The organism is Bacillus cereus group sp. N11 (assembly GCF_016483605.1).
Taxonomy (GTDB): Bacteria; Bacillota; Bacilli; order Bacillales; family Bacillaceae_G; genus Bacillus_A; species Bacillus_A toyonensis.
Genome location: NZ_JAEHBN010000006.1, coordinates 60921 through 73684, shown reverse-complemented (window position 1 = coordinate 73684; position 12764 = coordinate 60921). Strand labels below are relative to the sequence as shown.

The window sequence follows — 12764 nt, the reverse complement described above, 5'->3', positions numbered from 1 at the left end:
AAATTGAAATTCTCTTTAATCATGGCTACTTGTGGCAGACGTGATGATATTCTTGACTTACTAAAATCACTTGAAAAACAAACTTACCAAAACTTTGAACTCATCGTAGTAGATCAAAATGATACTCCAATCTCGGATCTCTTTGATGAATATAAAGAAAAATTTTCTATTAACTACATTTATACACCTATTAAAGGGTTATCTAGAGCTCGAAATACTGGATTAAAAGTAGCGGATGGCGATATCATCGCTTTTCCAGATGACGATTGTATTTATGAAACAAATGTTTTAGAAAGTATATTAGAAACTTTCAACTCTAATAACGATGTTCAGTTTATATCAACAAACACTACTAATGTTGAAGGAACTGGTTCTTTAATACTTGCACCTAATACAGACATTATTCTTAATAACAAATATGGATTTTTAGGTCCATCTTTTACACTATTCTTTACAAAACAATTTGTACAAGATGTAGGTACATTCGACGAGGATTTAGGTGTTGGCTCTGGAACGATTTATGGAGCTGGTGAAGAAACCGACTTTGTTCTACGCGGTATGAAAAAAGACCACACTGGTTTATTTAGAAAAGATCTGTTCGTATACCATCCTGTAAAAGAAGAAGTTATAAATGAACAATCATTAAAACGTGCCATTTCTTATGCTGGCGGTTTTGGCAGAGTGATTCGCTTACATTATGGATTCCCTTATTTCTTACGTGCTATTGCTGCTGCCACATTCCGTATGACACAAAATATTTCTAATGATAAACGTAAATTCCATGCAAATCGTTTACGCGGGATTATTCGTGGATATTTAAAATAAACTCATATGAAAAAGGTGTAACCATTTCTATGAAATGGTTACACCTTTTATTTCTTTTGCATAGATAAGATTGTTTCCTCTAATCCTTCGCGATAAGATGTTTTAGGTACTTTCCCAATGAGCATTTCATATTTTTCTCCACTTAATACAACCGGTTTTTCTGTCAAATAGAGCATTTCTACATATTCTTTCATCTGCTTATCAAATAAACCCATTAACTTTATTATTCCTCTTTTTACGGTCATAACTTGTTTTGTATATCCCGTCAATTCGCGTATATATTGCATCATCTCTTCTCCGGTAATGACACCGCAACCTGGTATGTTCCACTGTTGTCCATAAGCCTCCTCACATAACGCTAATTCAACCATCGCTTTTGCACCATCTGGCGTAAAAATATACTCGCGTGCAATTCTCTTATCTCCAACAAAGCTAGACACTTTATTTGCAAGTACGCCATGTAAAGTATGATGAACAAGTGTGCTTTCCGCATTTGGACCGTAAAAATCAGGAAAATGAGCAATAAACATTTTGACGCTACTCTGCTTTGCCATCGCTTCAAGTTGTAATCGTATTTTCCCCTTCTTCGTATGAGGATTCTTTTCAGCATCTTCTTTAACCAGCCTTTGATTTTGCCTTCCATATGCATAAATATTATCAACGATCCCTAACTTACTATCACTCTCTTTTGCTACTTCCAATATGTTTCTTAATAGTTTATGTTGCTTCTTTTCCCAATCTGAATATGGGATATTTACAGCATGGAATATAACATCTACACCTTTCGCCGCATCTATTATATCCTCTTTTACAAATACATCTCCTGCTACTGTTTGTATATGTTCCTCTCCTTGAAATAAATTCTCCAACTTCTCCTTATTTCTTGCAAAGGCAACTACATCAATCCCTCTATTACATAACTCCTTTGTAATCGCATATCCCATTGCTCCTGATGCTCCCAGTACTAACGCTTTTCTCATCATAAGTTCCCCCTCTAATTAATTAACCACTGTTCAATTAATAACAAAAAGAAAATCACCTACATTAGAAGCGATTTTGAAATAAACTCTACATGCACTTGAGCAAGCCCCTTTAATTCTTCAAATGTTTGCCCACTTCCGCAATAATGTGCGACAAACCCATGTAATGATAAAAAGACAGACCATATCGTCATTGTATCTATTTTTTTATTACATAAAGAAAAAACAACCTTTGCAAATTTTTCATAACTAACATTTGGGCCGTCTGCCAAACATTCCTTTAACTCATCGTTTTTAATTAAAAACATAATTTCATAATGACTTTGATTTTTCAAACCAAACTCTATAAAACCAAATAAAACTGCTTTTAACTGCTCTTCTCGAGATAAGTTTCTTTTACTAATTTCATCTAACTTTTCATTTAACAATTGAAAGTCTTGTTCTACCATCGCATAAAAAAGTTCAGCTTTATTTTTAAAATGGTAATAAATTGAACCATGGCTATACCCTAGTTCCGTCGCAATTTTACGCATTGAAGTGTGCTGATATCCCTGTTGTACAAATAAATTTCTTGCTACGTTCATAATCATTTCTCTTGTTAACTCTTGTTTGACTGCTCTTCTTGGCGACATTTTTTATACCTCACGATTTAATTATCCACTGTTCAATTATATTATATATTTTTTCCAAAATAATGCAACTACTTATTTGAAAAAATATACATTTTTGAAATGATAGCATTATATCGAAGAATTTAGTATCATGATTCAAGACACTATTTAGAATTGAACGGAGGACATTATGAGCTTATTAACTGTTGAAAAATTAGGCCATACATTTGGTGATCGTACATTATTTAAAGATGTATCCATGCGCTTACTCGCAGGAGAACACGTTGGATTAGTTGGAGCAAACGGTGTTGGTAAATCAACATTTATGAATATAATTACTGGTCAACTTATCCATGATGAAGGCCGAGTTGAATGGACACCTGGTACAAATTATGGTTACTTAGACCAACATACAATTTTAACACCTGGCCGCACAATTCGTGACATATTAGCAGATGCGTTTTTACCTTTATTTGAACAAGAAAAAGCTTTAAATGAAGTTACAGAAAAAATGGGAACTGCTACACCTGAAGAATTAGAAGAGCTTCTTGAGCAAATGGCAGAAATACAAGATGCTCTTGAAGCAGGGGGTTTCTATTTATTAGATATGAAAATTGAGGAAGCAGCGCGTGGTCTTGGAATTGACGCAATTGGTTTAGATCGTGATGTTGCCGCATTAAGTGGTGGACAACGTACAAAAGTGTTACTTGCAAAATTACTACTTGAACAACCAGAAGTATTACTATTAGATGAACCTACCAACTATCTAGACGTTGAACATATTCATTGGTTAACAAATTATTTAAAAGAATATCCACATGCATTCCTATTAATTTCCCATGATACGGAATTTATGAATAAATGTGTCGATATTATTTTCCATCTAGAGTTTACAAAAATGACGCGTTATACAGCGACATATGAAAAATTCCTAGAACTTGCGGAAATTAATAAAAACCAACATATTAATGCTTACGAAAAACAAAAAGAATTTATTAAAAAACAAGAAGATTTTATTGCGAAAAATAAGGCTCGCTACTCAACGACAGGTCGTGCAAAGAGTCGTCAAAAACAACTCGATCGTATGGAACGTATCGATCGTCCTGAAACAGCAATTAAACCTGAATTCTCATTTAAAGAGAGTCGCGCAAGTAGCCGATTCGTCTTTGAAGGAGAAAATGTAGAGATTGGATATACACATCCGTTATTACCAAAATTAACGATGACAATCGAACGTGGTGAAAAAATTGCAATCGTTGGATGTAATGGGGTCGGTAAGTCAACACTATTAAAGACAATTTTAGGTAAGATCAAACCATTAAGCGGAAAAACAAGTCTTGGTGACTTCTTAAATCCATCATACTTCGAACAAGAAGTAAAAGCTGATAATATAACACCAATTGATGATGTTTGGAATACATTCCCTAGCATGGACCAACACCAAGTACGTGCAATGCTAGCAAAATGCGGTTTGAAAAATGAACATATTTCTCGTCCACTGAACCAATTAAGCGGTGGTGAACAAGCAAAGGTTCGTTTATGTAAGCTAATGGGAGAAGACAGCAACTGGTTACTCTTTGACGAGCCGACGAACCACCTTGATGTTACAGCAAAAGAGGAACTAAAAAAGGCGATGAAAGCATATAAAGGAACAATTCTTCTTGTATGCCATGAACCGGACTTTTATGAAGATTGGGTAACAAAAGTTTGGAATATAGAAGAATGGGCTCAGCAAAAAGCTTAATTCTTAATAAATATCCCCTTACATGGTATATCAATTATACAAGGGGATATTTATTTTTCTCGATAAGCTGTCCTTCCAAACACATGTAAATTCTTATCCTTCAAATTTTAAAAATAAAAAAGCAATTGCTTCCAAAAGGTTTCATATGCTCCCTTTTGAAACAATTGCTTTTTTTATTTATCCTCTTACTATATCTACATCTCTTTTTTGTTGTATATATAATTAATACCAAAAGCAGCTAGAAGTATCATAGGTATTGTAGCTGAATAATGATATCTCGGTGCCACTTCTACTATCATTTGTGCCATTGTTAGCCCAATTGTATATAAACAAATAATGAAAAGTGAAGATTTATTTTTGTTTTTTATAGCTAATAATGCTCCGAACAATGAAGTAGCTAGTAAAAAGTAATAAAAAACATTCGTTATTATATTATATCGTACTTCATGATCTAGTCCTGGCCCTGCATATGAGACAGCTTGACTATCGTTACCTAAAAAGATAATAAATTTATCATAAAATAGTTTCCCGAAATCTATATTATCGTTTTTTATCCTCTTTTTAGCTTCTTCCAGCATTTGTTTTTGAGCATCGTCTGCGCTCCATCCTGGTTTATCACTGTAATAAAATAGTAGGTCTGAATCGGCTTGGTTCCATGATCCTGAAGCCGCCTTATTAAATCCTACATGAATATTGTACCCTGGTACTGATGCTATATCTTCACCTAAACGTAATGTTATATAATGATTTATTGCCGAAGAGAGCATTAAGTATGTAATAACGATAACACCTACATATGTTATCTTGTTAATAAGCATCTTTTTATTACCGATATGTTTTGTATCTATAATAAACATCCATATTGCTAAAGCTATAATTGGTACTGCTGCAATTGGCCTTACCATATTCATTAAAGCAAGTAATACAGCTAATAGAATTGAGTACACAACAATCTTTTTAATAGTTATATTTTGGAATTTCTCATGAATAACTAACATAATTGCCCAAGTTAATAACAATATTGTACAATAAAACGGTTCTGAAATTGCAAACATATTATAAATTGTTTGCGATGGCAAGAGAATCCATAAAACACTCGCTGTTATAGCTGTTCTCACTCCACCAATTTTTCTAGCTATAAAATATATTAATCCCATTGATATTGTAGTTAAAACAACATTAATAATAGGTGGAATCATATAGCTTGACCCGAATATTTTTAGAAAAACACTTAAGAATGAAGCATAACCAAAAATATGTGGAAATAACGCTACATATCTACTGCTAATAACAAAATCTTGTCCTAACGCCTCTGCAGTATAGAAAAAGGTTGCATAATCACCAATTGGATGAATCTTGTAGGTAAGAATCCATGCCGATTTAACTATTACACAAAGAATTAACAATGCCGAAAGACATATTTTCTCGTTTACTCTTTCAAGATATAGCGATCCCTTTCTAAGTATAAAGTTTCCGATTGTACATAAAAATAAAAATCCGACTAGTATCATTACATAATTATATTTTCCAGCATTTGAGAAATAATCGAAAATTAATATAGCAACGAAAAAACTATAAATGCCATATACAGCACGCGTAGAAAAAGTTGATAACCCTGTTGAAAACCTTTCCACCAAAACTCACTCCTTAAACTATTTATAAAAAAAAAAATTATATTTTCCCAAAATATAATTTTATAGTGTCTATTCCTATCCATTCTATACTCTTTGATTAATGACGCACATTCAAAAAATATATTTGAATTACACTACCTGCTACTATACCTTAATATAATCATAATTTCCATATTTGATTTTATATTACGCAGTATTCAAATTATAAATAAAAATTCCTTAATTATTAGAAAAACTATTCTATAATTTCAAAATAACATCCATTTAAAACATATAACACCTTAATACAAACTATGTTATAATTGGTAATTGTGAAATATAAACAATAACGCTGTTCACCTATTTTATTTATATATTCTATAAAAATGAGGATAATATTATGGAAAAACTCTTAAAGTTTGGTTTAGTAGGAATCTTTAATACACTCATTACAATTATTAGTTTTGGGATATTGGTAAAGCTCGGGATGAACTATCTTGTTGCGAATACCATTGCCTATTTAATTGGTGTTGCCAATAGCTATTATTGGAATAAAAATTGGGTGTTTAAACCTAATAATAAAAGCACGTCAATGTTCTTTAAATTTCTAACTGTAAATTTAATTGTATTGGCTTTTAATACATTATGTTTGTTTATATTAGTAGATAAACTTACCTTTAATGCATTTATTGCACAAATCTTCGCAATTGGTGTTGGAATGGTTATAAATTTTATCCTTAATAAAATTTGGACATTCAACCAAACTGAACAGGCTACCAATTAAACTTAAGCAACTTATTAAAACTACGGAGGATACAACATGGAAAAATTAATTTCGGTTGTAGTTCCTATGTACTTCGAGGAAGAAGTAGCACAGGAATGTTATAATCGTTTAAAGTCCGTTATGCTTCAAAATAATATTAATTATGAATTTGTCTTTGTAAACGATGGCAGTACAGATCGTACAATGGACATTTTATCTGAGATTGCAGCAAATGATTACCGTACAAAAATTGTTAATTTTGCACGTAACTTCGGACACCAAGTAGCTGTTACAGCGGGTATTGCTGCTGCAAAAGGTGACGCTATTGTAATTATAGATGCAGATTTACAAGATCCACCAGAAGTTATTCCTGAGCTTATTGCCAAATGGGAAGAAGGATATGAAGTTGTTTATGCAAAACGTAAACAACGTAAAGGTGAAACTTGGTTTAAACTTTTAACTGCTAAATATTTCTATAAATTCTTAAACTATATGTCTGATATCGATATCCCAAAAGATACAGGTGATTTCCGAATCATCGATCGCAAAGTTGCTGATGTGTTCAATCAAATGACAGAACGAAATCGCTTTATTCGCGGTATGATGTCTTGGGTTGGCTTCCGCCAAACGTATGTTGAATATGAACGTGACGAGCGTTTTGCTGGTGAAACAAAATATCCATTAAAGAAAATGATTAAATTTGCATCAGATGGTATCATTGCCTTTTCGACAAAACCGTTACGAATTGTTATGTCTTTAGGCTTATTATCAGTTCTCATTTCTATAATTGTCTTGCTGTATACAATTACTGTGAAAATCATCGGTGATGGTACTCAAACAGGTTGGGCATCCATTATGGTTGCTATTACATTCTTTAGCGGTATTCAGTTACTTGGTCTTGGAATCGTCGGTCAGTATATTGCTCGTATTTATGACGAAAGTAAAAACCGTCCGATTTATATCGTGAAAGAAACAATCAATATTGAACAAGAAGAGGCTGCACAGAAAAAAGAAAAAGTGAATGCATAATAAAAAAGGTAACAATGAAAACTATCATTGTTACCTTTTTATATTGTAATACCCCATAAGTCTCAAACGGAACTCTTTTAAATTTGGGTATACATCTAAATTAGACAACATCCCTTGAATGACTGGGACCCTTGGATTTGGCAATCTCATTTCTGCCTCTAAAACATCTAGCGTAATAAGTAATTCATCATCTTCTAATTGATCAGCTAATGTACGCTTAAAAACAATTATTTCTTTTAAAAAATGCTCCTTAACTTGTTCTTTAATAAGCTCTGATTTACAAAGAAACTCTCCAAGTCTTTCTTCATGTAAAACAGGTTCTTCCGAAGATTCTATAAGTCCATCTACTAAATGATCCACCCTTTTTAAAATAAAAGCCGATACATAGGACAAATCAATTTCTGGCGCTTGTAAAATAATTAATTCTAAATATCCACGGCAGATCCCTTCTACCATAATTACTAAATCTAATAAATACGGCATAACCTTGTCACCATAAATAGACAACAAACTATTTCGATAAAATGCATGAGATTCCAATTTCATCCGCATCATAAATTCTTCTACTTCTTTATTAAATGGAATAGCATTTTCCCTCGCATGCATAATAATAAATTCCTTATGCTTTTGTATATCATTAAACTGGCAGCACAATTGTTTTTCAAATTTTTCACGCGGTAATAGTGATTCTTTTTCAATATCCATCATTTTATTTTGAATCTTGTCATAATAATATCGAAGTGTTGCTAATAAAAGCTCATCTTTCGATTTAAAGTATAAATAAAAAGCTCCCTTAGATATACCACAAGCTGTCACAATTTCCTGCACTGATGTCGCATTTACACCCTTAGTCGCAAATAACTTCATAGCCATCTCTATAATTAAGCGCTCTTTTTCTTTCATATCTTCTCTCCTACGTTTAATCTCGCATCATATTATAAACTCGAATTTGATTTTATTATACCATCTCTTTTCATTGACTACTGACCAATCAGTCAGTTATATTATGTATTAGACTGACCAGTTGGTCAATACGATATAAAGGGAGCGCAAACATGAACAAAATCATCAATTTCTCATTAAAAAATAAGTTCGCAGTTTGGCTACTAACCATTATTGTTACCATTGCAGGGATATATTCTGGGCTTAATATGAAACTGGAAACAATTCCTGATATTACAACACCTGTTGTAACAGTAACTACGGTTTATCCTGGTGCTACACCAGAAGAAGTAGCTGACAAAGTTTCAAAACCGATGGAAGAGCAATTGCAAAATTTAAGCGGTGTAAACGTTGTGAGTTCATCATCTTTTCAAAACGCATCTTCTATTCAAGTAGAGTATGATTTTGATAAAAATATGGAAAAGGCCGAAACAGAAATTAAAGAAGCTCTCACGAATGTGAAACTTCCTGAAGGCGTAAAAGATCCGAAAGTTTCACGAGTAAACTTTAATGCTTTTCCTGTTATTTCGTTAAGTGTAGCAAGTAAAAATGAATCTTTAGCTACGTTAACAGAAAATGTAGAAAAAAATGTTGTTCCAGGATTAAAAGGACTTGATGGTGTTGCATCTGTTCAAATTTCAGGTCAACAAGTAGATGAAGTACAACTTGTTTTCAAGAAAGATAAGATGAAAGAATTAGGTTTAAGTGAAGATACTGTAAAAAATGTGATTAAAGGATCGGATGTATCTTTACCACTTGGCTTATATACATTTAAAGACACGGAAAAATCAGTTATTGTAGATGGAAATATTACAACAATTAAAGCATTAAAAGAGCTAAAAATCCCAGCTGTACCTTCAGCACCTAGCACTCAAGGTAATCAAAATGCTGGAGCCGGTGCACAAACGCCGCAAATGAATCCAGCCGCTATGAATGGAATTCCAACAGTTACATTAGACGAAATTGCTGACATTAAAGAAGTTGGGAAAGCAGAATCTATTTCTCGAACGAATGGAAAAGAAGCCATTGGAATTCAAATTGTGAAGGCTGCTGATGCAAATACGGTTGATGTTGTAAATGCAGTGAAAGATAAAGTAAAAGACCTTGAGAAAAAATATAAAGACTTAGAAATCATCTCAACATTCGACCAAGGTGCACCGATTGAGAAATCGGTTGAAACAATGCTTAGCAAAGCAATTTTCGGGGCTATCTTTGCGATTGTTATTATTATGTTGTTCCTACGAAATATCCGAACAACATTAATCTCTGTCGTTTCTATACCACTTTCTTTATTAATTGCTGTTTTAGTTATAAAGCAAATGGATATTACGCTTAACATTATGACGCTTGGAGCAATGACAGTCGCTATCGGACGCGTTGTCGATGACTCAATTGTTGTTATTGAAAATATTTATCGACGTATGTCGTTATCAGAAGAGAAACTACGCGGAAAAGATTTAATTCGTGAAGCTACGAAGGAAATGTTTGTCCCAATTATGTCTTCTACTATTGTAACCATTGCTGTATTCTTACCTCTTGGACTTGTAAAAGGTATGATTGGTGAAATGTTCTTACCATTCGCCTTAACTATCGTCTTCGCTTTATTAGCATCGTTACTAGTAGCAGTTACAATCGTACCAATGCTAGCTCATTCTTTATTTAAAAAAGAGAGCATGAGAGAAAAAGAAGTACATCATGAAGAGAAACCAAGTAAATTAGCAAACGGTTATAAACGCATACTTGCATGGGCTTTAAATCATAAAATCATTACATCAAGTATCGCTGTCCTTCTATTAGTTGGTAGTCTCGCACTTGTGCCGATTATCGGTGTAAGCTTCTTACCTTCTGAAGAAGAAAAAATGATTATTACAACATACAATCCAGAGCCAGGTCAAACATTAGAAGACGTTGAAAAAATTGCAACGAAAGCTGAGAAGCACTTCCAAAATAATAAAGACGTCAAAACAATTCAATTCTCATTAGGTGGCGAAAACCCAATGAGTCCTGGTCAATCAAATCAAGCAATGTTCTTCGTTCAATATGATAACGATACGAAAAACTTTGAAAAAGAAAAAGAACAAGTCGTGAAAGATTTACAAAAGATGTCTGGAAAAGGCGAATGGAAAAACCAAGATTTCGGAGCAAGTGGCGGTAGTAATGAAATTAAACTATACGTTTACGGAGATAGCTCGGAAGACATTAAGCCTGTCGTAAAAGATCTTCAAAATATCATGAAGAAAAACAAAGATTTAAAAGACATAGACTCTAGTATTGCAAAAACATATGCAGAGTACACTTTAGTAGCAGATCAAGAAAAGCTAAGTAAAATGGGTCTAACGGCCGCTCAAATTGGAATGGGTCTTTCTAATCAACATGATCGCCCTATTTTAACAACAATTAAAAAAGACGGTAAAGATGTAAATGTATATGTAGAAGCTGAAAAACAAAATTATGATACAATCGATGATTTAACAAATCGAAAAATTACAACACCACTTGGCAATGAAATTGCTGTTAAAGATGTGATGACTGTAAAAGAAGGTGAAACTTCTAACACAGTAAAACATCGCGATGGTCGCGTTTATGCAGAAGTTAGTGCGAAATTAACATCGGATGACGTTTCAAAAGCATCTGCTGCAGTTCAAAAAGAAGTAGATAAAATGGATCTTCCTTCTGGTGTAGACGTTTCTATGGGAGGCGTTACAAAGGATATTCAAGAATCATTCAAACAACTTGGCTTAGCGATGTTAGCTGCGATTGCCATTGTATACTTCGTTCTTGTCGTTACATTTGGTGGTGCCCTTGCACCATTTGCGATCTTATTCTCGCTACCATTCACAATCATTGGTGCACTCGTTGCCTTACTAATCTCTGGTGAAACGTTAAGTGTATCTGCAATGATTGGTGCGCTTATGTTAATCGGTATCGTTGTAACAAACGCAATCGTGCTTATTGACCGTGTTATTCATAAAGAAAATGAAGGTTTATCCACACGTGAAGCATTACTAGAAGCTGGTGCTACACGCCTTCGTCCAATTTTAATGACTGCAATTGCAACAATCGGGGCTCTTATCCCGCTTGCATTAGGATTTGAAGGCAGCGGCTTAATTTCTAAAGGACTTGGTGTAACTGTAATTGGTGGATTAACGAGTTCAACGTTATTAACACTTCTTATCGTTCCAATCGTTTATGAAGTATTAAGCAAGTTTAAAAAGAAAAAAGTAAAATAATAAAAAAATAACCTCGCAATTAGCGAGGTTATTTTTTATCTCCAAACAAGATTAGGCAATCTCCATATCCCTCTTTCTCTAACTCCCCTTTTGGGATAAATCGAAGAGCTGCTGAATTTATACAATAACGAAGGCCATTTGGTCCTGGGCCGTCTGGAAATACATGCCCAATATGTGAATCTCCTTCCTTACTTCTCACTTCCGTGCGCGTCATATTATGACTAACATCCATTTTTTCTTTCACACTAGCTGACATCACCGGTTTCGTAAAGCTCGGCCAGCCACATCCACTATCAAATTTATCTATAGAAGTAAACAATGGCTCGCCTGAAACGATATCTACATAAAGACCTTCTTCTTTATGGTTCCAATACTCATTTCGGAATGGTGGTTCTGTACCGTTTTCCTGTGTTACATGAAACTGCATCTCATTGAGTTTTTCTTTTAAATGAGTTTTATCCTTTGGCCAATGTTGCTTAATAAAAGCATCTCGTCCCGATCCTTTACGATATAACTCATAGCGGAATGTATTTTTCTTATGATATCCTTGATGATATTCTTCAGCTGGATAAAATGTAGCAGCTGGCAATATTTTTGTCGCAATTGGCTTTGAAAATCGCTCACTCTTCGCAAGTTCTTCTTTTGAAGCCTCTGCCTTTTTCTGTTGTTCTTCATTATGATAAAAAATCACCGTTTCATAAGACTGTCCACGGTCGTGGAATTGTCCGCCGACGTCAGTTGGATCAATCTGTCTCCAATATATTTGAAGCAACTCTTCATACGGCATTTTATTTGCATCAAATGTAATTTGTACCGCTTCATAATGTCCCGTCGTTTCTGAACAAACTTCTTTATAGGTTGGATCTTCTTTATGACCACCTGTATAGCCAGAAACGACCTTTATAATACCTTCCATCTCTTCAAATGGCGAAACCATGCACCAGAAGCACCCGCCAGCAAATGTAGCCAATTCTATCTTTTCATTTACAGCCATTATTTCACCCCTATTCTATATTCTTCTTACAGT

General features: G+C 33.8%; 10 protein-coding genes. 5 read left to right on the top strand and 5 right to left on the bottom strand.

What is annotated here, in order from left to right; translation table 11 throughout:
- The first annotated feature begins 3 nt into the window (after positions 1 to 3).
- On the top strand, positions 4 to 825 hold the full coding sequence (locus JDS98_RS11715) for a glycosyltransferase family 2 protein (protein ID WP_098710709.1): 822 nt from the start codon (positions 4 to 6) through the stop codon (positions 823 to 825).
- 47 nt (positions 826 to 872) lie between these two features.
- Here JDS98_RS11715 and JDS98_RS11710 read toward each other — a convergent pair whose 3' ends face one another.
- Both JDS98_RS11710 and JDS98_RS11705 read right to left on the bottom strand, forming a co-directional pair.
- Positions 873 to 1808, bottom strand: a complete 936-nt coding sequence (locus JDS98_RS11710; RefSeq protein WP_002046064.1) for an SDR family NAD(P)-dependent oxidoreductase — start codon at positions 1806 to 1808, stop codon at positions 873 to 875.
- Positions 1809 to 1864: 56 nt separating this feature from the next.
- The gene (locus JDS98_RS11705; RefSeq protein ID WP_016107332.1) at positions 1865 to 2437 is read right to left on the bottom strand and encodes a TetR/AcrR family transcriptional regulator; all 573 of its coding nucleotides are present in this window, start codon (positions 2435 to 2437) and stop codon (positions 1865 to 1867) included.
- Positions 2438 to 2606: 169 nt separating this feature from the next.
- Here JDS98_RS11705 and JDS98_RS11700 point away from each other — a divergent pair, with 169 nt between their 5' ends.
- Positions 2607 to 4160: an ABC-F family ATP-binding cassette domain-containing protein gene (locus JDS98_RS11700; protein WP_000055387.1), complete on the top strand. Its 1554-nt coding sequence runs from the start codon at positions 2607 to 2609 to the stop codon at positions 4158 to 4160.
- 194 nt (positions 4161 to 4354) lie between these two features.
- On the opposite strand, the gene JDS98_RS11695 is transcribed toward JDS98_RS11700, so the two are convergent.
- Positions 4355 to 5794, bottom strand: a complete 1440-nt coding sequence (locus tag JDS98_RS11695) for a glycosyltransferase family 39 protein (RefSeq protein WP_199633899.1) — start codon at positions 5792 to 5794, stop codon at positions 4355 to 4357.
- A gap of 379 nt (positions 5795 to 6173) precedes the next feature.
- On the opposite strand from JDS98_RS11695, the gene JDS98_RS11690 reads away from it, so the two are divergent.
- Both JDS98_RS11690 and JDS98_RS11685 read left to right on the top strand, forming a co-directional pair.
- A complete protein-coding gene (locus JDS98_RS11690) occupies positions 6174 to 6557 on the top strand; it encodes a GtrA family protein (protein WP_000413274.1) in 384 nt (127 codons plus the stop codon).
- A gap of 36 nt (positions 6558 to 6593) precedes the next feature.
- Complete coding sequence (locus JDS98_RS11685; RefSeq protein ID WP_000413116.1) at positions 6594 to 7565, top strand: glycosyltransferase family 2 protein; 972 nt, start codon at positions 6594 to 6596, stop codon at positions 7563 to 7565.
- A gap of 30 nt (positions 7566 to 7595) precedes the next feature.
- Here the strand turns inward: JDS98_RS11685 and JDS98_RS11680 are convergent, their stop codons facing one another.
- Positions 7596 to 8468 carry a TetR/AcrR family transcriptional regulator gene (locus tag JDS98_RS11680; RefSeq protein ID WP_000659604.1) on the bottom strand — a complete coding sequence of 291 codons (873 nt, stop codon included), beginning with the start codon at positions 8466 to 8468 and terminating at the stop codon, positions 7596 to 7598.
- A 152-nt stretch (positions 8469 to 8620) separates the two neighbouring features.
- Between JDS98_RS11680 and JDS98_RS11675 the strand changes: the two genes are divergently transcribed.
- A complete protein-coding gene (locus tag JDS98_RS11675) occupies positions 8621 to 11737 on the top strand; it encodes an efflux RND transporter permease subunit (protein ID WP_199633898.1) in 3117 nt (1038 codons plus the stop codon).
- A gap of 28 nt (positions 11738 to 11765) precedes the next feature.
- Here JDS98_RS11675 and msrB read toward each other — a convergent pair whose 3' ends face one another.
- Positions 11766 to 12731, bottom strand: coding sequence for a peptide-methionine (R)-S-oxide reductase MsrB (gene msrB / locus JDS98_RS11670; RefSeq protein WP_199633897.1), 966 nt, complete (start codon positions 12729 to 12731; stop codon positions 11766 to 11768).
- Between the last annotated feature and the right edge of the window lie 33 nt (positions 12732 to 12764).